This is a genomic window from Nioella ostreopsis (assembly GCF_004000255.1).
Classification (GTDB): domain Bacteria; phylum Pseudomonadota; class Alphaproteobacteria; order Rhodobacterales; family Rhodobacteraceae; genus Nioella; species Nioella ostreopsis.
Genome location: NZ_RCIQ01000003.1, coordinates 236,597 through 259,173 on the forward strand (window position 1 = coordinate 236,597; position 22,577 = coordinate 259,173).

Genomic DNA, 22,577 nt, shown 5'->3' on the forward strand with positions numbered 1-22,577 from the left:
CATGTTTCGGCGGGAGGCTCATGCGGTGCCCATCCGTGGTGAGCCGGTCAGCCCCGCGCCGCGCCACAGGACGAGCGCCAGAACGGGGCTGTCACCGGTGGTCATCTGGTGCGGCTGGTTCGAGCGGTGAATGCGGATATCGCCGGGGCGGAGCGTGACCGGGTCATCGCCCTCGGCCTCAAAGAGCGCCTCGCCCGCGAGGATGAAGTACAGCTCTTCGGCCTCGTGCAGGTGCCAGGGGTAGTAGAGGTTCTCGCCCCAATAGGCGATGTAGGCGCGGATCTCGTCGGTCCGGTAATGCCCCTCGGGGCCCACCAGTTCGAACCAGCCGTAGCGGTTGAGGAAATCCTGCCCGACCTCATCCTCTGTATAGGTCAGCTGCCAGTCCGCGTAGTCGGTCAGGTCGCGGATCGCGTCGCGGGTGGCCAGCGTGGCGTCTGTATGACCCTCGGCCCAGGCCTTGAGGATCTCTGCCGCCGGAATCGGGCAGGCAGGCTTTCGGGCAGGCAGGGCGAGCGGCCAGCCTGCGAACCCCATCAGCGCGGGCGTCGAGGCGACCAGCATTGTCAGGGCGTGATAGGCGCGGGCGAAGGCAATGTCGACGGGGGTCACGGGATCACCACGATATTGCCGGTATGGCGTTTCTCGATGAAGGCGGTCTGCGCCTCGCGCAGTTGGGCCAGCGGGTAGGTGGCGGCGAGCGCCGGCTTGATCTCGCCCGCCTCGATATAGCCGATGAGGTTGGGCATCACGTCGAGGTCGATCACGGTGGAGCCGGTGAAGGTCAGGTCGCGCAGATAGAGCGTGCGCAGGTCAAGCTCTACCATTGGCCCGGCGATGGCGCCCGAGCAGGTGTAGCGCCCTCCGCGGTCCAGCACGTCGATGAGCGTGGGCCAGTAAGGGCCGCCGACGATATCGGCCACGACGGTAATCGCCTCTTCCCCAAGGGCCGCGCGCAGGTTTTCAGGCGCGCGCGGCAGGATGCGGTCGGGGCCGAGCTTGGCGACATCCGCGTGCTTGGCCTCCGACGCCATGGCGATGACCCGCGCGCCGCGCCGCTTGGCAAGCTGCACCAGCGCGCCGCCGACGCCGCCGGATGCGCCCGGGACCAGCACGGTGTCCGCCTCGGTCACCTGCGCGCGGGTCAGCATGCCCTCTGCGGTGGAATAGGAGCAGGAGAAGGTGGCAAGCTCGGCGTCTGTGAGATCCGACTGCACGGCCAGCGCGTTGCGCGTGGGGATGGTGCAGAACTGGGCGAAGCCGCCGTCGCGTTCCGATCCGAAATAGCCCGTTTTCGCCTTGTTCGTCAGGTCATCGGGGTCGCGCAACCAGTTGTCGGTGATCACCCGTTCGCCGATCCTGCCCGCATCCACCCCCGCGCCCACGGCGACGATCCGTCCGCAGACATCGGCCCCCTGAATGCGTGGGAAGGTGATCGGGACACCGCCCCAACTCGGGTCATCATCATTCACGGTGGCATAGGCGCCCCCGGTCGTGGCCTGGGTGACCGCCTTGGAATACCAGCCGGTGCGGGTGTTCACATCCGTGTTGTTCAACCCGCAGGCACCGACCCGGATCAGCACCTCGCCGGGTCCGGGATCGGGACGCGGCCAGGCCTCGTGCAGGACAAGCTGATCCAGCTCGCCATGCCCCATCGTGACCATGGCGCGCATCGTGTCGGGCAGCGTCATTGGGCGGCCTCGGTGACAGCATCTACCCGGGGCAGAAGGCTTTGCGGATCATAGGCCGGTTCACTCAGAACCCGCGCCGCGCGCGGGCTGCCATGGATGACCACCTCCAGCGCGGTGCCGGGTGCTGCGGCATGCGGCTTGAGATAGGCGAAGGCGAGGATCTTGCCGACCGTGTGCCCATAGACGACCGAGGCCGTGGACCCGACCACCTTGCCATCCTGCATCACCGCCTCGCCGCCATGCCCGTCGATCTGGCCATCGGGGTCGATCTCCAGATAGGCGCAGACCCATGGCAGATCGGTGTTCAGGGTCTTGTCGCGGCCCAGATAGTCCTTGTCCGAACGCGCGAAACGCAACACATCGGCCTCGGCCAGCGTGACCTCATTGGTCAACTCCCCTGCCCCTTTGAAGCCCTTCTCCATCCGCATCACATTCATCGCGAAGCTGCCGTAATCGGCAATGCAATGCGCCTGCCCCGCCGTCCAAAGCGCGGTATAGACATCGGTCATGGCCCCGAAAGGCATATGCAGTTCCCAGCCCAGTTCCCCCGCATAGGACATGCGGAAGGCCCAAACGCTGTGCCCGGCGACGGTGATTTCCTGCCCGGACAGCCAGCGGAATGACCCATTGTCCAGCCGTGTATCGGTGCAGGTCGCCAGTACGTCGCGGGATTTCGGCCCATTGAGGGACAACGCGCCCCATGTGCTGGACAGGGCGGTGACGGTCACCTCCTCATCCGCACGATGCGCGGCCAGATGATCCAGCAGGCGCTGTTCGAAGAAGGCCGCACAGACGAGGTAGAACTTGTCATCGGCCATGCGGACGATGGTGGTTTCCAGCTCGATCCGGCCCCGGCGGTTCAGCATGTGGGTCAGGGTGATGGACCCCACCTTCTGCGGCATGCGGTTGGCGGTCAGCCGGTCCAGCAGCGAATAGGCGTCCGGCCCTTCGACCAGAACCTTGGTAAAGGCGGTGACATCCATGATCCCGACCCGCTCGCGCACGGCTTTGACCTCGGCGGCCACCATGTCGTCCACGACCGTGCGGCGGAAGGAATAGTGATCTTCCTGCGCCACGCCATCCTTTGCAAACCAGCGCGGGCGTTCGAACCCGTAGACCTCTTCAAATACTGCGCCCTTGGATTTGAGCGTGTCATAAAGCGGTGACGGCTTGATCGGACGCCCCGCCAGACGGTTGAAATGCGGGAACGGAATTTCGTGACGCAGGCAATAGTCTTCCTTGGCCTTCACCACCTGCCACTCCTTGTTGGCGTAGCTGCCGAAGCGGCGCGGATCATAGTCGCGCATCGAGATGTCCGCCGCGCCATGCACCATCCAGCGCGCCAGTTCCCGCGTGAGGCCCGGCCCCCAGCCAATGCCGATCTGGGTGCCGCAGCAGCACCAGTAATTGCGCACACCCGGCGCGGGGCCGATCAGCGGGTTGCCGTCGGGCGGATGCGAAATCGCGCCATGAACATCGCGGCTGATGCCCAGATCAGCGAAGATCGGCATGCGATTGAGCGATTCTTCCAGCCACGGCATGACGCGGTCGTAATCCGCTGCAAACAGCTCGTTTTCGGCTTCCCATGGGCAGTGATCTTCCCACACGGTGTTGGGATTGGCCTTCTCATAGATGCCGATCAGGCCCCGTTTCTGCTCCATGCGGATATAGCCGGACACCTTGCGGTCATCGCGGATCACCGGCAGTTCGCGGTCCAGATTGCGGAATTCCGGCACTTCCTCGGTGACGAAATAATGGTGCGTCATCGAGGTCATCGGCAGTTGCAGGCCCGACCATTCGCCCATCTGCCGGGCATAGGTGCCGCCCGCGTTGACGACATGTTCGCAGGTGATCGTGCCCTGCTCGGTTTCGACCAGCCACTCGCCGGTTGCGGCCTGGGTGATGTTCGTCGCGCGGCAGCGGCGAATGATCCGCGCCCCAAGCGCCCGCGCGCCCGCTGCCATCGCCATCGTCACGTTGGTCGGGTCCACATGCCCATCATCGGGCGTATGCAAAGCGCCAAGCACACCGTCGAGATTGTAGAACGGGTGCAGCTCCGCCACCCGGTCCGGGCCGACCAGTTCGATGTTGAATCCCAGGGAGCGTCCCACCGACAGCGTATGGCGCAGCCAGTCCATTTCATCTTCGGTATAAGCCAGCCGGAACGACCCGCAGCCATGCCATGTGACGGCCTGCCCGGTCTCGGCCTCCAGCCCGCCGGAATAGAGCCCGATATTGTAATCGACGCATTTGCCAAGGCTGAAGGAACTGGTCGAGTGGGTGATCTGGCCCGCCGCGTGCCATGTGCTGCCCGATGTCAGCTCGGCCTTTTCCAGCAGGACGACATCCGCCCCCCACCCCTCATGCGCGAGGTGATAGGCAAGCCCGACGCCCATCACGCCCCCTCCGACGATAACCACGCGGGCATGGCTGGGGAATGAATTGTCCGACATGGTCATTTCCTTTGTCCGGGAGTCGCAAATCGCTTCCCGCGTCGGGAAACTGATGGACAGGCTAAGTGAACGAGTGTACCACTGTCAATCATGAATGACACAGATGTATCACTATCCGTCTTACACCGCCTCACCGAAGAGTGGGACGTGCTGACGCCTGAGGCACAGAAGGCCGCGCGCTATGTGCTGGAAAACCCCAATGACGTCGGGGTGTCGACCGTGCGCGAGATTGCCGAGGCGGCCAATGTCAAACCCAATACCTTCGTCCGCATGGCGCGACAGGTGGGATTCGATGGCTACGAGGATTTCCGCGCACCCTTCCGAGAGGCGATCCGCAAGGGGGCGGTCAGCTTTCCCGACCGGGCCCGCTGGCTGCAGGATATCCGCAAATCCGGCGATCTCGGCGGGCTATATGCCGACATGGCCGAGGCCGCGATCGGCAATATCGAGGAAAGCTTTGCCGCCACCAGTGCCGAGGCGATGAAAGCGGCGGCAGAAGCGATCTGGGCCAGCCGTCAGGTCTTTACCCTTGGCGTCGGTGTGAACAACGCCAATGCGCGCAACTTCACCTATCTGGCCTCCACCGGCATGACGCAGTTCCACGCCATACCCCGCCCCGGATCGACCGCCGTCGACGATCTGGCCTGGGCCGACAGCCGCGACGTGCTGATCGTCATGTCGATGCGCCCCTATCGCAGCGAGGTGGTGGCCGCCATCGAGGTCGCCCGCGAACAGGGCATGACGATCATCGGTCTTTCCGACAGCCCCGCCAGCCCAATCATCCGCGCAGCCAATCACGGCTTTGTCGTCGCCGTCGACACACCGCAATTCTTCCCCTCGTCGGTACCGACCATCGCGCTTCTGGAAACCCTGCTGAGCTTCGTCATCGCGGTTGCCTCCGAAGAGATCGTGGAACGGGTCGAAAGATTCCATGACCGGCGCCACAAGCTTGGCATCTATATCGAAGGCAACGAATGACCCTGACGCCCGCCGACATCGCCGGATCGGTTCGCCATGCCGCGCTGACAGCCGATGTCACGCAGATTGCCCGGCGGGCCGTTCTGGACACATCCGGGGCGATGCTGGCCGGGCTGCACAGCGCGCAGGCCGATGCCGTGCGGAACATGGCCGGCCTGACCGGGGCGCAGGGGGCGGTTCAGGCGGCGCTGGTGTTGGGCACCGCCGCCCATGCGCTGGATTTCGACGATTATGAAGATGTCGGCTCCACCCATCCGAGCGCGCCGATCCTCGCGGCCCTCTTTGCCAGCCTCGGGGCGCGGCCGGTCACGATTGCCGATATTCTTTTGGCGTATGTCGCGGGCTACGAGACGATTTTGCTGCTTGGCGACATGCTCAGCCACGCGCATTACCTAAAAGGGTGGCATGCCACCGGCACTCTGGGCGCCCTTGGCGCGGCGGTCGCCGTGGCCCGGCTGCTGGACCTGCCGGCGGAAGGCATGGGGCAAGCACTGTCCATCGCGACGAGCCAGGCATCGGGTCTCAAGCGGCAATTCGGCACCGGAATGAAGGCCGTGCATGCGGGACTGGCGGCACAAACAGGGGTCCTGGCGGCGCATCTTGCCGCATCGGGCCTGACAGCCTCGGACAATCCGCTGGAGGGCCAAGCCGGTTGGGCCACGCTGATGGGTGCCCCGAAAGATCGCGCCGGATCAGGCCGGTCCCTGACGATCCGGGACCATCCCCCCTATGCCAAGCCATGGCCCTGCTGCGGCTACACGCACCGCAGCATCGAAGCGGCACTAAGGATCCAGGCCCGCCTGCCACGAAGCCCGTCCGCCCGGATCGTTGCAATCCGTCTGGACATGCCGGATGCCTATCTCGACGTTGCCGGATTTCGCGCCCCGCGCACCGAGGCCGAGGCGCGTTTCTCGACCAGCTACTGCGTGGCCACCGCCTTGCTGACCGGTGCGCTTGGCCCGGAGGATTTTCATCCCGCCGCCCTGTCCGACCCGGCGCGTCTTGCCATGGAAGCGCGCGTGACCGCACAGCCCTACCCGCTGCCAGAAGGCGCTGGCGACATGTGCGTCGAGGCCCCCGACCGCGTGGAGGTGACCCTGTCCGATGGCACCGTGATGTCCGACTCCGTGGCACATGTGAAGGGCGGCCCGGACGCCCCCCTGTCCGACCGGGACATTCTCGACAAGTTCATCGCCTGTGGTGGCCGCCCCGAAGAGGCACATGCCTTTAACACCGGCTCTCTGCAATCTCCGTTTCAACTGTTCACTGGACTTCTGCCATGACTCAACCGACCCGCTCGCTCGATGCCCGCTACTATACCGACCCGCAGGTCTTCGAAGTGGAAAAGGCCGGGCTGCTTGCCCGCACCTGGCAATTCGCCTGCCATGCCAGCCAGTTGGAAAACCCCGGCGACTACGTCGCGTTCGATCTGGGCGATGAAAGCCTGTTCGCGATCAAGGGGCGCGACGGGGAAATTCGCAGTTTCTACAATGTCTGCCAGCACCGGGCACATCAGCTTGTCAGCGGTGCAGGCTCCACCCGCGTCATCGTCTGCCCCTACCACGCCTGGACCTATGAACTGACCGGCGGATTGCGCGCCGCGCCGAACGCGAAATCGGTGCCGGGATTCGACGCATCGAAAATCTGCCTGACGGAAGTGCGCACCGAGGTGTTTCTGGGCTTCGTCTTCGTCAATCTCGACCCGCAGGCCAAGCCGATGGAGGACTGGTTTCCCAATGCCCGCGCCGAACTGGAGGCCTTCGTGCCCAACTGGGCGGAGCTCAAACCGCTGGAATGGGTGGAAATCCCTGAAAACTGCAACTGGAAGGTTTCGGTAGAGAACTATTCCGAATGCTATCATTGCAGCCTGAACCACCCCACCTTCTCCACCGGCGTGATCCGGCCCGAAACCTATGACATCCAGCCCCAGGGCTATTGCCTGCGTCACACGACCGAATGCAACGACCTCAGCCAGATGACCTATGACATCGACAGCGGTTTCGCGAATAACGACAAGTATTCCAGCTGGTTCCTGTGGCCGATGTTCAGCTTTCAGGTCTATCCGGGAAACCTGCTGAACACCTATCACTGGCGCGCGGTGGATGCCGATCACGTGGTGGTCTGGCGCGGCTGGTATTCGGTTGGCGGCTTCGACGACGAAACCGTCCGCCGCATGGCACAACAGGACCGCGCCACCACGGTGGAGGAAGACATTCACCTGGTCGAAAGCGTCCAGCGCGGCCTGAAATCGCGCGGCTATGTTCCGGGGCCGCTTGTCGTCGATCCCGCCTGCGGCGTGAATTCCGAGCATTCCATCCTGCATCTGCAACGCTGGATGCGAGAGGCGGCCAGCGACAGCAAGACGCCGTAGACCGCCCCACCCCCGTCAGGCGGCCTTTGACAAGCTGCGGTCGCCTGCTGCCGGGATCAGGGCCGTGTGCAGAACGCCGATCGTCTTGTCGAGATCGCCGCATTCCATGACGAACTGAACATCGACGCTGCGCGGTCCCTGCAAGGCGCCCACGGCCTCAAGCCCGGCTTCGGCAATAACCTGCAAGCCGCGGCTCAGGATCGACAGCCCGCTCAGATCCCGGCCGATCACCGAGGCGATGGCCAGCTTGCGCGAGGTGATGCGCGCCGCCGGATAGAGCCGTTCAAGGTCCTTCTCAACGCGCCGCATGATCTTCAGCGAGGCATCCACGTAATGGGTGATCGTGTTGGCATTGGACAGCTTCGACACGATCCGCACATTGTGACGCGTCAGCACGTCGAGGATCGCGGCGTCATAGCCTTTCACCCCGACCATGTCCTGTTCGAACACTTCCAGCGCGATGATGTCGAGCCCGGTGACGATCTCGGCCTCGGGCGTTTCCGCCGGGCGGTCGTCGATCAGGGTGCCGGGATCGCCCGGTTCGAATGCATTGGTGACGCGCAGCGGAACATCCGCCTGCCGCAGGGTCTTGGCCGCCTTGGGGTGGATCGCCTCCATCCCCATGTTCGACAACTGGTCAGCCACGTCATAGTTGGTGTGGCCGATCTTCTGCGCCTTGTCCGCCCCGACCAGGCGCGGGTCGGCAGAGGACAGGTGGAATTCCTTGTGAATGATCGCCTCCCGCGCGCCGGACAGGGCCGCGAGGCGCGAAAAGGTGATCTCGGAATACCCGCGATCGAATTCGCGCATCAAGCCCTCGGCGCATTGCGCATAGCCGGTGACAATCGGCATTTCCGCACTGATATCAATCCCTTCGATGCCGCCCTTGATGCGGTTTTCAAGATCGACCGTCTGCTCGTCACGCCAGCCGGTCAGGTCCACCAGCCGGGCATTCACCCCGGCGCGTTGCAACAGCAGGGTCGCGGTGAAGGCGGAATGCGCCTCGCCAAGACCCGACAGCAATTCGCGCACCTGCAACAGATGCTCGGACAGTCGGAAATGGCCGTAGGAGCACAGCCTGCGCAAATCCACAAGGCAATTGCGGGTGCCCTCGATCCGTTCAAGAACGAAGGCATCCGCCTGCTCCCGGTCGGCGGGATGATCCAGCACCGCGCCATGCGCGTCTGTCATCGCGTCCGCGACGCGGTCCAGTGCGCCGTGCCAGCCATGATCGGACTCTGCCCCGGCGAAGCGGGCATAGACGCCGGGATCGCCGGATTTCTTGTGCTCCAGCAGCAGGTCGGTCACGCCCCCGAAGGCAGAGACCACGAACATGCGACCATAGAGGTCGGCACCGTTCCGGTCACCGATGAACAGGGTATCGCGCAGCGCGTCCAGTCTCGACATGGACGTGCCGCCGATCTTCTCGACAGTATGGGTCATGGGTCAGTCAGCCAATTCTTCCGCAGCAGCGTAGGAGCCGTCCTCGCGGTGCACTTCCTTGCCGGTCACCGGCGGATTGAACACGCAGGCCATCGCCAGTTCTTCCTCGGCACGCAGCACGTGACGGTCATGTTCATTCAGCGCGTACATGACGCCGGGCCTGATCTCATGCGTCTCGCCGCTGGCGAGATCGGTGATCGAGCCCTTGCCTTGCATGCAATAGACGCTTTCGAAGTGGTTCTTGTACTCGAACGTATGTTCCGAACCGGCATTGAGAAAGGTGATATGGAAGGAAAATCCCATCCCGTCACTCGCCAGCAGCATACGCACCGAGGACCATTCGGCATCCGATACGACGCGGTCGCGCTCTTGTTCGATGATCTTGTTGAAATCCCTGACAATCATGTCTTACTCCGCCGCTATCTTGGTGCCGAGCGTTGCATCGCGCGCCGCGTCGAGAAGGATGTTCAACCCCTTGCGGAACAGCGTCTCGGGCGTGGTCAGCGGGGCCAGAACCTTGACCACCTGATCCTCGTTGCCCGAGGTTTCGATGATCAGGCCCTTCTGGAAGGCCCGCGCACAGATATCGGCGGCGAGGTCGCCAGACCCCACATCCACACCCTGCATCATGCCACGGCCTTTCAGCGTCGCACCGGGCACCAGATCGGCCACGCCTTGCAGCGCATCGGTCAGCAGGCTCGCCTTGTGCGAGATGTCTTTCGCGAAGCCCGGATCGCTCCAGAACTTCTCGATCGAGACGCGGGCGGTCACGAAGGCATGGGTGTTGCCACGGAAGGTGCCGTTATGTTCGGCCGGGCCGAACACATCGAATTCGGGGCGCACCAGAACCAGTGACATTGGCAGGCCAAAGCCCGACACGGATTTTGCCATCGTCACGATATCCGGCATGATGTCCATCTCCTCGAAGGAGAAGAAGGGTCCGGTCCGGCCGCAGCCGGCCTGGATGTCGTCAACGATCAGCAACGCACCATGGTCGCGCGCAAGATCCGCCACGCGCCGCAGCCATTCGGGGCTGGCCGCGTTCAAGCCGCCTTCGCCCTGCACCGTTTCCAGCAGGATCGCCGCAGGCGCGTCGATGCCGCTGGAGCTGTCAGTCAGCATCGCCTCCAGGAAATCGGCGGAATCCGTCGCCTCGCCGAAATAGCCGTCATACGGCATGCGCGTAACGCCTTGCAGCGTTATGCCCGCACCACCGCGATGATAGCCATTGCCGGTCGCCGCAAGCGCCCCGAGTGTCACGCCATGAAACCCGTTGGTGAACGCAATGATATTGGTGCGCCCGGTCACCTTGCGGGCCAGTTTCATCGCCGCCTCGACCGCATTGGCCCCGGTCGGACCGGTAAACATCACCTTGTGGTCCATGCCGCGCGGGTTGAGGATATGGGTGTCGAAGGCCTCCAGAAACGCGGCCTTGGTATCGGTATGCAGATCAAGCCCATGCGCCAGACCGTCCGACGCGATGTGGTCGATCAGGGCCTGTTTCATGTCAGGGTCGTTGTGGCCGTAGTTCAGCGAAGAGCACCCGGCCAGAAAGTCGATATAGCTGCGCCCCCTGGAATCGGTGAGTTCCGATCCCGCGGCACTGGTGAACACCTTGTCGAAGCTGCGGCAATAGCTGCGCGCCTCGGACTCGCGGCGTTTGAATACAGAGATTTCGGCTGACTTGGCAGTCGGCATAATAGGTCCTTTTGGATTTCTATGGGGAAGGTGCAGGCCGTCGCGAAGCAGGGCTCAGGCCGCGTTGCGCAACCGCTCCTGCAGGTCGATGGTGACCATGTGCTCGGTGCTGTGGCGGTCCCGGAAATGCAGCGCCTGCGTGTAATGCGCCTGCACGTCGAGCTTGGAGTCGCGATGCCCGGCGAACTTGCGGAACAGCGCCCAGGACGGCTCGTTATCGGCCGTGATCGTGGTTTGAAGGCGCTGGACATCGGCACAGGCGGGACGTTCCAGCAGGCTCGACAGCATGAGCGTGCCCAAGCCTGTACCGCGCGCCGTTTCGGACACGGCCACCTGCCAGACGAACAGGGTTTCCGGGTCATAGGGCAGCACATAGGCCGACACCCAGCCGACAACCTTGCCGTCAAGCTCGGCCACAACGCAGGTATCGCGGAAATGATCGCACTGGATCAGGTTGCAATACATGGAGTTCTCGTCCAGCGGCTTGCACGCGCGAACCAGTTCCCAGATCTCCGCACCATCCTCGGCGGCGGGCTCCCGCAGCGTGGGTGTGTTCTTGCGAAAAAACTCGAGCGCATGTCGCATTTGCTTTTTACCTCATGATTGCTTTGAATGGCTAAGTATCAAGTTCGAGCCGAGTTTTCAAGCTCAGCGGACAAAACGCGACATATTGGCCAATAATCGGCATGAAGCGACCTATATATTGTGATCGTCCGGCTGCTAATACTTCGCAAGTCAAAGCTTGACCCCTCTTCCAGCACATTGATTCATGACATCGCCTGTGCCAGCATCCGGGGATGGATCGTGTCGATACCAGTCTAATCGCCCTGCGCCGCATTTTGCTGGCGACGAACCAGTTCAGCCGCAACCTCGCACAATCCGTTGGCCTGACCGCGGCGCAGCTTCGGGTCCTGCAGATCGTGTCGGAGAAAGGTCAGTGCACCGCGACAGCGATTTCACTGCAAATGCGGATTTCGCAGGCCACGGTGACGTCGCTGGTAGACAAGCTCGTGCGACAGGAGATGGTGGTTCGGGAGCGGTCCCAGACCGACCGGCGGCAAACCAATATCGTGATCACCGAAAAAGGCATTCGCGCCCTTGCAGATGCCCCCGACCCGCTGCAACAGCGTTTCGTGCGCAAGTTCTCGGCCATGGAAGATTGGGAACAGGCCGCCCTGATTGCAGCGTTGGAACGTGTCGCGTCAATGCTGGACGCCGAGGACATAGATGCCTCGCCGGTTCTGGAAGGCGGCGAGTTCCAGAAGACCGGCTCCGGCGAGTGAACAGACCCCGGGCTGGCCCGAAGTGACGCAGCAATATCGGCAGGCGTCGGAAACCCCCGAGATTGAGACAGCGTCATCGCGTATCCTGCGTTGCGCACGCTTGAAATTTCTGCTTCGTGCGCGAATCAGAAACGCCGCAAGAGCTCACCATGAAAAAGACCGGTCTCGACATCACGGATATCCGTATTCTCAGCGCGGTTCAGCAGCATGGACAGCTGAGCAAGACCCGCCTTGCCGAGCTTGTGCACCTGTCCCCCACCCCCTGTTGGGCCCGTCTCGACCGACTGAAGGCGGCTGGATATATCCGGGGCTATCACGCGGAAATCGCGCTGGAGCGGATCGTTGATTTCACCCAGGTCGTGGTGACCATATCGCTGACCAATCACCGCAAGGCCGATTTCGAACGCTTCGAAGCGCTGATCAACTCGCTGGACGAGATCACCGAATGCATCGCGACCGGGGGCGGCATGGATTACGTGATCAAGACCGCCACCCCGAATCTGGCGGCATTCCAGGCGGTGATGGAGGTGCTGCTCTCCTCCGAAGTCGAGATCAATCGATACATGACCTACATCGCCACCCGGCAGGTCAAGGTCAGCCGCCCGAACCTCGCGAAACTGATTGCGCAGGCCAATAGGTAGCACCGCGACCGAACGGTCTGTTTTGGAAATTTTTTCGGACGGAACGGGCTGAAAACCCCGCGTTTTCGGACCGCATCTTCCGGGGAATCGGCCCTAAAAGATCGCCAGCTTCAACGATGCCCTGACCCGAACGGTCAGCAGTTATGAGGGCGAACACATGACACAACCAGACGACTTCGGGTTTGGCACCCAGATCCGCAAATCCCCCTATTTCGACGCCACCGTCCGGTGGGGTGCGAAGGGTTTTTCCGTTTACAATCATATGTATATCCCTCGTGACTTCGGCGATCCAGAACAGAATTTCTGGAACCTCGTGAACGATGCGATCCTCTGCGATGTGGCGGTGGAGCGTCAGGTCGAGATCACCGGTCCCGACGCGGCGCGCTTCGTTCAAATGCTGACCCCGCGCGATCTGTCCAAGATGGCCGTGGGCCAGTGCAAATATGTGCTGATCACCAATGCCGAGGGCGGCATCCTGAATGACCCGATCCTGCTGCGGCTAGCGGAAAACCACTTCTGGATCTCGCTGGCCGACAGCGACATCCTGCTGTGGGCGCAGGGTGTGGCGGTGCATTCGGGGATGGATGTGACGATCACGGAACCCGACGTGTCGCCGCTTCAGCTTCAGGGTCCCCGCTCGGGCGAAATCATGAAGGCGCTGTTTGGCGACAGCATCATGGATCTGAAATACTACTGGCTGCGGGAACTGGATCTCGATGGCATGCCGCTGGTCGTGTCGCGCACCGGCTGGTCCAGCGAACTGGGCTACGAGATCTATCTTCGTGACGGATCCAAGGGCGACCTGCTGTGGGAAACCATCATGGCCGCCGGGATGGAGTTCGGTCTGAAGCCGGGGCATACCTCGTCGATCCGGCGGATCGAGGGCGGCATGCTGTCCTATCACGCCGATGCCGATATCCACACCAACCCGTTCGAGCTGGGTCTGGACCGGCTGGTCAATCTCGACATGGACGCCGATTTCATCGGCAAGGCCGCGCTTGCCCGCATCAAGCAAGAGGGTGTCAGCCGCAAGCAGGTCGGCCTGATCATCGAGGGCACGCCGCTCAATGGGCCAAACACCTCTTACTGGCCGATCAAGAAGAACGGCGAGATCATCGGCAAGGTGACCTCCGCTGTCTACTCTCCGCGTCTGAAACAGAACATCGCGCTGGCGATGGTGGCGACAGAGCATGCCCATCTGGGGGCCGATGTCGAGGTCGTGAACCGGACCGGTCTGGTCAACGAGGCCGGCACCGAACGCGCTGTGATCGTCGACCGCCCGTTCTTCGACCCGAAGAAAAAGATCGCGGCGGCCTGAGCGTCGACCGAGCAGGAAAAAGACAAGATGTCCGATCTCTCCATCGAGCTGCATTGGCAGCGCGCTACCCCGGTCTTGCAGCCGGGCAAGTACTCGAACGCACATACGGTGCTGTATAACGCCAGCTACGACGTGCAAGTGGACTCCGCCCCCGACTGGGGCGGAGATCCCGCCAACACCAACCCCGAACAGGCGCTCGCCTCGGCCCTGTCCAGTTGCCACATGATGACCTTCCTGGCGCTGTGCGCCAAGGCCGACTGGCCGGTGGCCAGTTACCATGACTACGCAGTGGCGCATCTGGGCAAGAACCCGAAGGGGCAGATGTCGGTCACCCGGATCGACTTGCATCCGGTGGTGCGGTTCGACACCGGTTTCTCCGTATCGGACAGCGAACTGGAGCAGATGCAGCACCGCGCGCATCGCTATTGCTTCATTGCCAACTCACTGGCCGACAGCGTCGAAATCAACATTCTCTGACGTCGCCGAAGGACTGATCCCGTGCAGCAACCCGAGCAATCAACCGACCTGTTGGACCATGTGCTTGACCCTGATGGCATCCTGCGCCTGACCCTGAATGACGTCCACCGTCGCAATGCCCTGTCCGAAGCGATGCTGACCCAACTGGGAACCGCCTTCGCCGAGGCGGGTGCCAACCCACAGGTTCGGGTGATTGTTCTGGCGGCTCACGGGCCGGCCTTCTGTGCGGGGCACGACCTGAAGGAAATGACCGCGGGACGGGACGCCGAAGACAACGGACGCGCCTATTTTTCCAAGGTCATGGCCATGTGTTCCGGGGTCATGCAGGCAATTGTCAACTGTCCCAAGCCGGTGATCGCCGAAGTGGCGGGAACGGCCACGGCAGCGGGCTGTCAGCTGGTCGCAAGCTGCGATCTGGCCTATGCGGCGGATATTGCCCGGTTCAGCACACCCGGCGTGCATATCGGCCTGTTCTGTTCCACGCCGATGGTGGCCCTGTCGCGCAATGTCGCCGACAAGCACGCAATGGAGATGCTGCTGACCGGCGACATGCTGCCCGCGAACCGCGCCATGGACATCGGGCTGGTCAATCAGGTGGTTGCACCAGATGAGCTACAGGCCGTCACCATGGACGTGGCCAGAAAGATCGCCTCCAAATCCAGCCTGACGCTCGCCACCGGAAAGCGTGCCTTCTATGCGCAACGAGGTATGCCGCTGGCCGAGGCCTATGACTACGCCTCTCGGGTGATGGTCGACAACATGATGGCCTTGGACGCGCAGGAAGGCATTGGCGCGTTCATCGAGAAACGGCAGCCCGCCTGGCAGGATGCCTGACCCATCGCCACCGGATGCCCCTGCCCGGGGCCTTCGGGAGCATGCTCAGAACGTCACTTCAGCGCTCATGGCCAGCGCGCCGTCCTGTCGTTTTGCCCAGACCAAGCTGACCTCGCCCTCGGTCGTCGCCTCAATTTGGAACGGCGCCAGCCCCGCCAGCGGAGCAACTCCGCGATAGGACAGCGTCTTTGGGGGCAAGCCACGATGGCGACAGGCAAGGTCGATCAGCAGGGTCGCGGTCAGCGGTCCGTGAAAGACGAGACCCTCATATCCCTCCACCCCGCGGGCGTAATCCACATCGTAATGGATACGGTGGCCGTTGAAGGTCAGCGCCGAATAGCGGAACAGCATGACCTCGGTCGGTGTCACACATTCAGAAATCTCGGCCTCAACCGGGGCCATGACCGGCGTCGGCAGGGGCGCGTCTGGCGCAGGATCTTCCCGGTAGACGATGTCATGTTCCTCGGTCAGGGCCGGTTCCCCGTTCTGAAACAGCGCATGTTCCACCGTCACGAAACAAAGCCTGCCGCTGCGGCCCTGTTTTTCCCTGACCGAGAGAATAGTGGAGCGTTTGCTGGCCTCCTGCCCGAGGATCAAGGGCGCATGGAAACGGACGCGCCCGCCGGCCCACATGCGGCGCGGCAGATCGACCGGGGGCAGAAACCCGCCCTTGCGGGGATGGGCATCGCGGCCAAGCTCGCTGGCGCGGCGTGCGTCGAGGAAGTAGAGCCAATGCCAGAGCGGCGGCAGTCCGTCCCCGTCGACCAGACCGGAATCACGGTCCAGCGTGGCCTGCATGAAACGGGCCGGTTGTGCACGCAACACATCCGTCGCCGTTTCGCTGCGGCCGATCCAATCCTGAACTGTCGCGCTGTCTTGCATCGTCCCTCGCCTCGTTGTGTTGGCCGCAATCTTATCCCCGGCCCTGCCGCCAAGCGCAAGCGAGGCTAGCGACCTGCGAAGAGATCCTGAACCTGTTCTCGAAGCCAGATGCAGGCCGGATCGGTTTCGGATCGGCTGTGCCAGATCATGCTGATCGGGCTGGCACTTTCAGAGATCCGCACCGGAAGCAGCCGCGCCTGCCCCGCCGCGACCAACTGGTCGGCCAACTGCCGCGGTACCACGGCCACCAGATCGAGATTCGCCAAGAGCTGTGGCAAGGCACCGAAATGGCCAAGCCGCAGCACCACCTGCCCGGCCAGCCCCCTCGACTCCAACGCCCTGTCCACCGCTCCGCCAAAGGTCGTGGCCGGTGCGGGCACCATGATCTTTGCCCGGTACAGGGCAGCGAGGTCTTGGGGCGGGTCGATCAGCCCCGCCCCCGCGACCGCGACATAGTCTTCATCAAAGAGACTGGCGGAGCGGATACCGCGACCCGACAGTCCCAGCATCCCGATGGCAAGGTCCACCTCCCCAAGTTCCAGCGCCTGGCCGAGCGCCGCAGTGGGCGTTGCCGTGTTGATCAATCGCAGCCCCGGCCCCGCCTGGAAAACCTGCACCGCAAGGCTTGGCAGAAACACCGCCTCACCCAGACCGGACAGCGACAGGCGGAAGACCCGCGTGCTGCGGCCCGGATCGAAACGCGTGCCCTGCTCGAGGGCGGAAAAGAGCCCCCCAAGATGGGCGCGAATGTCGGGAAGGATGGTTTCGGAATAGCCCGTGGGCACCATCCCATCCCGCGTGCGCAGGAACAGCGGATCGTTCAGCGCCTGCCGCAATCGGGCCAACGCATTGGACGCGGCAGGCTGGCTGAGACCCAGCCTCTCGCCCGCAAGAGACACCGACCGCGTGTCATCCAGTGCCACCAGCATTCGCAGCAGGTTCAGGTCGAGATTGCGCAGCTTTATTGACTTCATGAATGAAGACTATTGCGCCTATCCGTTTGACGAAAGGGTTTTCGCGCCGGATGCTCAGGTTGACCAGGGAGGGGCCACAGATGGAAGTCTCATTCGCCAAGGAAATCGAAAAGCTGAAGCTCGGCGCAGGTGAGACCTTTCATGGCGAGGGCATTCTGGCCGTCACCAAGGCGTTGCTGCAATCGGGCGTGTCCTATGTGGGCGGCTATCAGGGCGCACCGGTCTCGCACCTGATTGACGTCATGGTGCAAGCCGCACCCGACATGGCGAAACTTGGCGTCCATGTAGAACCCTGTACGAACGAGGCTTCTGCCGCGGCAATGCTGGGGGCGTCGATCATGTATCCGGTGCGCGGCGCGGTGACGTGGAAATCCATCGTCGGCACCAATGTGGCGGCGGACGCGCTGTCGAACCTCGCCTCGCCCGGCGTCATGGGCGGCGCGCTGATCATCGTGGGCGAGGATTACGGCGAAGGCTCCAGCGTCATTCAGGAACGCACCCATGCCTACGCGATGAAATCGACCCTCTGGCTGATGGACCCGCGCCCGAACCTGCCCTCTATCGTGACGTGCGTGGAACGGGCATTCGAGCTGTCAGAGGCATCGAACACGCCGGTGATCATGGAACTGCGTATCCGCGCCTGCCACGTTCAGGGATCGTTCGAAGCCAAGGACAATATCGCGCCCGCGATCTCTGGCCGCCACCTGCTGGCGGAGCCTGCGCCGCATCAGTACGAACAGCTTGCGCATCCGCCCGTGACCTTCGGCCATGAGCGGAAGAAAAGCAGCGAACGCATGGCTGCCGCGCGGGCATTCATTCGCGAGCACCGTCTGAACGAGGTCTTTGACGGCGCGCAGGGCGATGTGGGCATCATCGTTCAGGGCGGGCTGTACAACGCGCTGATCCGGGCCCTGGCGGAACTGGGGCTGGCCGATGCGGAAGGCAATTGCGACCTGCCGATCATGGCGTTGAACGTCGTCTATCCCCTGGTGCCCGAGGAAATCCTTGGCTTTGCAGACGGCAAGACCGCGGTTCTGGTGCTGGAGGAAGGCCAGCCGGAATATATCGAGAACGAGATCGGCACCATTCTGCGCCGCGCGAAATCGCCGGTGGTTCTGGCGGGCAAGGACATCCTGCCAATGGCGGGTGAATACACGTCAGAGGTCATGGCCAAGGGCGTCGGCACCTTCCTGCGGGAGCATCTGCCGGGCATCGGCAACCAGTTGGGCGACACCGCCTATGCCGAGGAAATCGACGCCTTGCGGGCAGAGGCGCAGCGGTTGCTGGCCGCCCCTGTCCCCCCACGCCCGCCAAGCTTTTGCACCGGCTGCCCGGAACGCCCCTTCTTCGCCGCGCTGAAGCTGACCCAGCAGGAGATCGGGCCGGTCCACTACTCTGCCGATATCGGCTGTCACGCCTTCGCAACCTTCGCGCCGTTCAACTTCGGCAATTCGATCTTGGGTTACGGGATGAGCCTTGCGTCAAACGCCTCGGTCGCCAGTTTTCAGCAAAAACGCCCGCTCGCCGTGATGGGCGATGGCGGGTTCTGGCACAATGGCCTGCTGTCGGGCGTCACCTCTCGGCTTTTGAATGGCGGCGACGGGGTGCTGGTGATCATGAAGAACGGTTACACCTCGGCCACCGGAACGCAGGAGGTCATTTCCTCGCCCGATCCGGCGCTGAAACTGGCGGCAGCAGAGAAAAGCGCGACTCATGGCGAGACCACGATCGAAGATGCGCTGAAGGGCGTCGGCGTGAAATGGCTGCGCACGGTGCACACCTACAAGGTCTCGCAAATGCGCGACACGCTGCGCGAGGCGTTTTCGACCAAGTTCAGCGGATTGAAGGTGATCGTGGCCGAGGGCGAGTGCCAGTTGGAACGGCAACGGCGCGTGAAACCCATCCGCGCCAAGGCTCTGGCCGCCGGGGAGCGCGTCGTACGCACCCGCTTTGGCGTCGATGAAGACACCTGCACCGGCGATCATTCCTGCATCCGCCTTTCCGGTTGCCCGACCCTGACCGTGAAAACCGCGACCGACCCGCTGAAAACCGATCCGGTGGCTCATGTCACCAATGGCTGCGTCGGCTGCGGGCTGTGCGGTGAGGTCGCCCATGCGGCGACGCTCTGCCCGTCCTTCTGGCGCGCCGAGGTGATCAGCAATCCGACATGGTGGGACCGGACGCGCAGCCGGTTGCGCAGACTATTCACCCTGGGGGCCGTGGCATGACCGGCGCGCAGCCCCCCCTGCGCATCCTGCTGGCAGCCCTTGGCGGCGAAGGTGGCGGTGTCTTGATGAACTGGATCGTGCAGGCCGCGCGGGACGCCGGGTTCGTCGCGCAGGCCACATCGGTGCCCGGCGTGGCGCAGCGCACCGGATCGACCAGCTACTACATCGAGATCGCGGGCAAGGATGCAGCGCGCTCTGTCCTCAGCCTTGTGCCGATGCCGGGGCGGGTCGATGTGGTGGTGTCCTCCGAACTGGTGGAAACCGCGCGGGTGATGGCGGCGGGCTTTGTCTCGCCCAGGTTGACGACGCTCATATCCTCGACCGCGCGCACCTATTCGACGGCGGAAAAGATCCAGTTGGGCGACGGGCGCTATTCCGAAGATAACGTGCGACGCACGGCCGAGGCGCTGGCGCGGGACTCGTTCCTGTTGGATCTGGGCCAAATCGCCGAAGACAGTGCCACTTTCGTCAGCGCCACCATGTTCGGGGCGCTTGCGGGCAGCGGTGTGTTGCCCTGGGACATTGCGGGGTCCCGCGCGGTTCTGGGGGAAGGCCGGTCCGCAACCGCCAGCCGCGCCGGGTTCGACGCCGCCGCGCAAGCGGTGCAGGGCTTGCGCGATACGCCTGCGCCGGTCATCGCGCCCCAGGCATCCGACATTCCCGCAGATATCGCCGAGGTGATCCGCCTCGGGGTGGAGCGCTGCATCGACTATCAGGACGCGGCCTATGGAGAGAGCTTCCGCACCCATGCCGACAGGTTGATCGCGGCGGCGGACCTGTCCATACCAAGCGCCGCCCATGCGGTGAAGGAAGCCTGCCGTCGTCTGGCGCTGTGGATGGCTTATGAGGATGTGGCCCGCGTGGCCGATCTGAAAACCCGGCCAGTGCGTTTCGCCCGCATCCGGGCCGAAGCGCAGATGCAGCCCGGTCAGTTGATGACGGTGACGGAATATTTGAAACCCCGCGCCGAGGAGATCGCCGATATCCTGCCCGCCCGGCTTGGGGCGCGGATCATGGCGCGGGTGGAGGCCGGCAAGGGGCTGCCCTTCATGGGGCGCGGCATCCATGTCCGGTCCAACGGGGTCGCGGGCTATTGGATGCTGCGCCTGATGGCAGGGCTTGGCCGCATCCGACGCCGATCCTACCGGTTCGCGCAGGAACAGGCGGCCATTGCGGAGTGGCTGGAGGCGATGGACACCGCCCTTCCCCGCGCGCCTGACTTCGCAGAGGCACTGGCCGAACTGCCCCGCGTTCTGAAAGGCTATTCCGACACGCTGATGCGGGGCAAAACGGCCTATGCGCGGATCATGTCGGGTGTGGTGCGCCCGGCCATTGCCAGCGGCCAGATGTCAGACGCGGCCCCCACCTTACGTCACGCCATCGCGGCGGCACTTGCCGATGACAGCCATGCCAAGCTGGACGAGGCCCTGGGGGCACAGTCCGCCATCCCCAACCTGCGCAGCGCCTGACCCGAGGAAAGGACCAAACCGATGCTGACCAGCCGCCGGACCGTGCAGATCGAATGGGGCGATTGCGACCCGGCCGATATCGTCTTCTACCCGCGCTATTTCGCCTGGTTCGACGCCTCGACCGCGCATCACTTCAAGGCCGCCGGCCTGCCCAAGCCGGATCTTGTGCGCCGCTTTCAGGTGGTTGGCTTTCCGATGGTCGATACGCGCGCGAAATTCCACGTGCCGTCCAGCTACGGCGACGAGGTGGTGATCGAAACCACCATCACCGGATTTGGCCGGTCCAGTTTCGATGTGGAACACCGGCTGATGCGCGGGGATGTGCTGGCGGTGGAGGGGTTCGAGAAACGAGTTCTGGTGCGCCAGAAAGAGGGGGGCGGGATCACCTCCTGCCCGGTGCCGGACGAGGTGCGGGCGCTGTTCGGCGCGGTGGAGGAATGACAATGCGGATCGCGGTTCTGGGCGCCGGGGCCATGGGGTCCGTCTATGGTGCGCGGCTGGCGCGGGCGGGGGCGGACGTGACGCTGCTCGACGTGAACAACGCGCATATCGCGGCAATCAACGCGGGCGGGCTGCATGTGGCGCTGGATGAGGGGAAAAGCATCCACCACCTGCCCGCGATGCGGCCCGAGGCCTTTCGAGGCCCCGTCGATCTTGTGCTCCTGTTCACCAAGGTGTTTCACACGGATGATGCGCTGGCCTCTGTCAAGCCGCTGCTGGCCGATGCCCATGTTCTCAGCCTGCAAAACGGCGTCGGCAATGTCGACCGGATCGCCGCGCATGTGACCCGTGATCGCATTCTGGTGGGCATGACGATGACACCCGCTGAGTATCTCGGCCCCGGTCGGGTGGCGTCCCACGGCGCGGCCACGACCGACTTTTATAGTGCCAGCGGGCAGGATCTGCCGATCTTGCACAAGATTGCGGCGCTAATGGACAAGGGCGGCATCACCGCGCGGCTGCAGCGCGATATCGACGTGGCGATCTGGGAAAAGGCCACGTTCAATTGTGCCCTCAACCCGATCTGTGCCCTGACCGGCGGCACACCCGGATCGGTCGGCGCATCAGAGGCCGGGCGCAGGCTGGCCGCTTCGGTGGCAGAGGAGGCGATTGCGGTGGCAACTGCCGATGGTGTCAACGCCTCGCTGGACAAGGTCACCGCGATGATGGAGCACGCTTTCGCCCACCATCTGCATCATGAACCATCCATGTTGCAGGACCGCATAGCCGGGCGGCGCACCGAGATCGACGCGCTGAACGGCGCTGTGGTGCGCATCGGCGACCGTCTTGGCGTCCCGACCCCGGCCAACCGGATCGTCACCGACCTGATCCGCCTGACCGAGGAGTCCACCCGCTACCGCGCCTAAAGCTCGCCCGCCTCTTCCAGAACCTTACGGGCAGCGCGGAAGCATTCCAGCGCCTGCGGCACGCCGCAATAGATCGCGACCACGTGAATGATGGCGCGGATCTCCTCTTTCGAGACACCGTTATTCAGTGCGCCCCGGCAGTGCAGTTCCCATTCATGCATCTTGCCCAGGGCCCCGATCATGGCGAGGTTCATCATGCTGCGCGTCTTGGGGTCGATCGCGTCATCGCCCCAGCCGAACCCCCAGCACCACGCGGTCATCGCCTCCTGAAAGGGCCGGGTGAAACCATCCGCGGCGGCGAGGTTCTTTTCCACATACTCCGCGCCGACCGTGGCCTTGCGCTGCTCCAACCCCTTCAGGAACAGGTCTTCGTCAAATACGCTCATTCTCTCGTCCTTGTTTTGAGGCACCTTGGCTCCGGCCACTTCAGCCCGCAGAACGGCGATTCCACAAGGCGAATATCCTTCACC

22 protein-coding genes are annotated in these 22,577 nt (G+C 63.5%); 12 read left to right on the forward strand and 10 right to left on the reverse strand.

Annotated elements, in window-relative coordinates:
• Positions 1-18: 18 nt before the first annotated feature.
• Genes EP237_RS05250 through EP237_RS05260 form a run of 3 tightly spaced genes read right to left on the reverse strand, consistent with a single transcriptional unit; the run spans position 19 to position 4,144 of the window.
• Positions 19-612 (reverse strand): dimethylsulfonioproprionate lyase family protein, encoded by a 594-nt coding sequence (locus EP237_RS05250; protein ID WP_127558828.1) that lies wholly within the window; start codon positions 610-612, stop codon positions 19-21.
• On the reverse strand, positions 609-1,691 hold the full coding sequence (locus tag EP237_RS05255; RefSeq protein WP_240661513.1) for an alcohol dehydrogenase family protein: 1,083 nt from the start codon (positions 1,689-1,691) through the stop codon (positions 609-611). Before EP237_RS05255 ends, EP237_RS05250 begins: the two co-directional genes overlap by 4 nt.
• Positions 1,688-4,144, reverse strand: coding sequence for an FAD-dependent oxidoreductase (locus tag EP237_RS05260; protein ID WP_127558830.1), 2,457 nt, complete (start codon positions 4,142-4,144; stop codon positions 1,688-1,690). Before EP237_RS05260 ends, EP237_RS05255 begins: the two co-directional genes overlap by 4 nt.
• A 90-nt stretch (positions 4,145-4,234) precedes the next feature.
• Between EP237_RS05260 and EP237_RS05265 the strand changes: the two genes are divergently transcribed.
• From EP237_RS05265 to EP237_RS05275, 3 genes are read left to right on the forward strand one after another with little or no spacing between them, the layout of a single operon-like run.
• Positions 4,235-5,122: a MurR/RpiR family transcriptional regulator gene (locus tag EP237_RS05265; protein ID WP_127558832.1), complete on the forward strand. Its 888-nt coding sequence runs from the start codon at positions 4,235-4,237 to the stop codon at positions 5,120-5,122.
• Positions 5,119-6,405: an MmgE/PrpD family protein gene (locus tag EP237_RS05270; RefSeq protein WP_127558834.1), complete on the forward strand. Its 1,287-nt coding sequence runs from the start codon at positions 5,119-5,121 to the stop codon at positions 6,403-6,405. Before EP237_RS05265 ends, EP237_RS05270 begins: the two co-directional genes overlap by 4 nt.
• Entirely contained in the window at positions 6,402-7,493 is a 1,092-nt protein-coding gene (locus EP237_RS05275; protein ID WP_127558836.1) for an aromatic ring-hydroxylating oxygenase subunit alpha, read from the forward strand. The genes EP237_RS05270 and EP237_RS05275 overlap by 4 nt, the downstream gene beginning before the upstream one ends.
• Positions 7,494-7,508: 15 nt before the next feature.
• On the opposite strand, the gene EP237_RS05280 is transcribed toward EP237_RS05275, so the two are convergent.
• From EP237_RS05280 to ectA, 4 genes are read right to left on the reverse strand one after another with little or no spacing between them, the layout of a single operon-like run.
• Positions 7,509-8,936 carry an aspartate kinase gene (locus EP237_RS05280; protein ID WP_127558838.1) on the reverse strand — a complete coding sequence of 476 codons (1,428 nt, stop codon included), beginning with the start codon at positions 8,934-8,936 and terminating at the stop codon, positions 7,509-7,511.
• A gap of 3 nt (positions 8,937-8,939) precedes the next feature.
• The gene (locus EP237_RS05285; protein ID WP_127558840.1) at positions 8,940-9,341 is read right to left on the reverse strand and encodes an ectoine synthase; all 402 of its coding nucleotides are present in this window, start codon (positions 9,339-9,341) and stop codon (positions 8,940-8,942) included.
• A gap of 3 nt (positions 9,342-9,344) precedes the next feature.
• Positions 9,345-10,634: a diaminobutyrate--2-oxoglutarate transaminase gene (ectB, locus tag EP237_RS05290; RefSeq protein ID WP_127558842.1), complete on the reverse strand. Its 1,290-nt coding sequence runs from the start codon at positions 10,632-10,634 to the stop codon at positions 9,345-9,347.
• Positions 10,635-10,688: 54 nt separating this feature from the next.
• The gene (ectA, locus tag EP237_RS05295; RefSeq protein ID WP_071690069.1) at positions 10,689-11,219 is read right to left on the reverse strand and encodes a diaminobutyrate acetyltransferase; all 531 of its coding nucleotides are present in this window, start codon (positions 11,217-11,219) and stop codon (positions 10,689-10,691) included.
• Positions 11,220-11,431: 212 nt separating this feature from the next.
• Between ectA and EP237_RS05300 the strand changes: the two genes are divergently transcribed.
• The 5 genes from EP237_RS05300 (at position 11,432) to EP237_RS05320 (ending at position 15,187) form a co-directional block, all read left to right on the forward strand.
• A complete protein-coding gene (locus EP237_RS05300) occupies positions 11,432-11,917 on the forward strand; it encodes a MarR family winged helix-turn-helix transcriptional regulator (RefSeq protein ID WP_127558844.1) in 486 nt (161 codons plus the stop codon).
• 149 nt (positions 11,918-12,066) lie between these two features.
• A complete protein-coding gene (locus tag EP237_RS05305; protein ID WP_127558846.1) occupies positions 12,067-12,558 on the forward strand; it encodes an Lrp/AsnC family transcriptional regulator in 492 nt (163 codons plus the stop codon).
• A gap of 157 nt (positions 12,559-12,715) precedes the next feature.
• Positions 12,716-13,876: a glycine cleavage T C-terminal barrel domain-containing protein gene (locus EP237_RS05310; protein ID WP_127558848.1), complete on the forward strand. Its 1,161-nt coding sequence runs from the start codon at positions 12,716-12,718 to the stop codon at positions 13,874-13,876.
• A gap of 27 nt (positions 13,877-13,903) precedes the next feature.
• Entirely contained in the window at positions 13,904-14,353 is a 450-nt protein-coding gene (locus tag EP237_RS05315; RefSeq protein WP_127558850.1) for an OsmC family protein, read from the forward strand.
• A 21-nt stretch (positions 14,354-14,374) separates the two neighbouring features.
• The gene (locus tag EP237_RS05320) at positions 14,375-15,187 is read left to right on the forward strand and encodes an enoyl-CoA hydratase (RefSeq protein ID WP_240661515.1); all 813 of its coding nucleotides are present in this window, start codon (positions 14,375-14,377) and stop codon (positions 15,185-15,187) included.
• A 45-nt stretch (positions 15,188-15,232) separates the two neighbouring features.
• Here the strand turns inward: EP237_RS05320 and EP237_RS05325 are convergent, their stop codons facing one another.
• Positions 15,233-16,069 carry an HTD2 family dehydratase gene (locus EP237_RS05325; protein ID WP_127558852.1) on the reverse strand — a complete coding sequence of 279 codons (837 nt, stop codon included), beginning with the start codon at positions 16,067-16,069 and terminating at the stop codon, positions 15,233-15,235.
• Between the two features lie 65 nt (positions 16,070-16,134).
• Positions 16,135-17,043: a LysR family transcriptional regulator gene (locus tag EP237_RS05330; protein WP_127558854.1), complete on the reverse strand. Its 909-nt coding sequence runs from the start codon at positions 17,041-17,043 to the stop codon at positions 16,135-16,137.
• A gap of 80 nt (positions 17,044-17,123) precedes the next feature.
• Here EP237_RS05330 and EP237_RS05335 point away from each other — a divergent pair, with 80 nt between their 5' ends.
• From EP237_RS05335 to EP237_RS05350, 4 genes are read left to right on the forward strand one after another with little or no spacing between them, the layout of a single operon-like run.
• Complete coding sequence (locus EP237_RS05335; protein ID WP_127558856.1) at positions 17,124-19,271, forward strand: thiamine pyrophosphate-dependent enzyme; 2,148 nt, start codon at positions 17,124-17,126, stop codon at positions 19,269-19,271.
• The gene (locus EP237_RS05340; RefSeq protein ID WP_164744624.1) at positions 19,268-20,740 is read left to right on the forward strand and encodes an indolepyruvate oxidoreductase subunit beta family protein; all 1,473 of its coding nucleotides are present in this window, start codon (positions 19,268-19,270) and stop codon (positions 20,738-20,740) included. The genes EP237_RS05335 and EP237_RS05340 overlap by 4 nt, the downstream gene beginning before the upstream one ends.
• Before the next feature lie 21 nt (positions 20,741-20,761).
• A complete protein-coding gene (locus EP237_RS05345; protein ID WP_127558860.1) occupies positions 20,762-21,181 on the forward strand; it encodes an acyl-CoA thioesterase in 420 nt (139 codons plus the stop codon).
• Positions 21,178-22,107 carry a ketopantoate reductase family protein gene (locus EP237_RS05350; RefSeq protein WP_127558862.1) on the forward strand — a complete coding sequence of 310 codons (930 nt, stop codon included), beginning with the start codon at positions 21,178-21,180 and terminating at the stop codon, positions 22,105-22,107. The genes EP237_RS05345 and EP237_RS05350 overlap by 4 nt, the downstream gene beginning before the upstream one ends.
• Here the strand turns inward: EP237_RS05350 and EP237_RS05355 are convergent.
• Complete coding sequence (locus EP237_RS05355; protein WP_127558864.1) at positions 22,104-22,493, reverse strand: carboxymuconolactone decarboxylase family protein; 390 nt, start codon at positions 22,491-22,493, stop codon at positions 22,104-22,106. The two genes, EP237_RS05350 and EP237_RS05355, sit on opposite strands and share 4 nt — an antisense overlap.
• Positions 22,494-22,577: the final 84 nt, after the last annotated feature.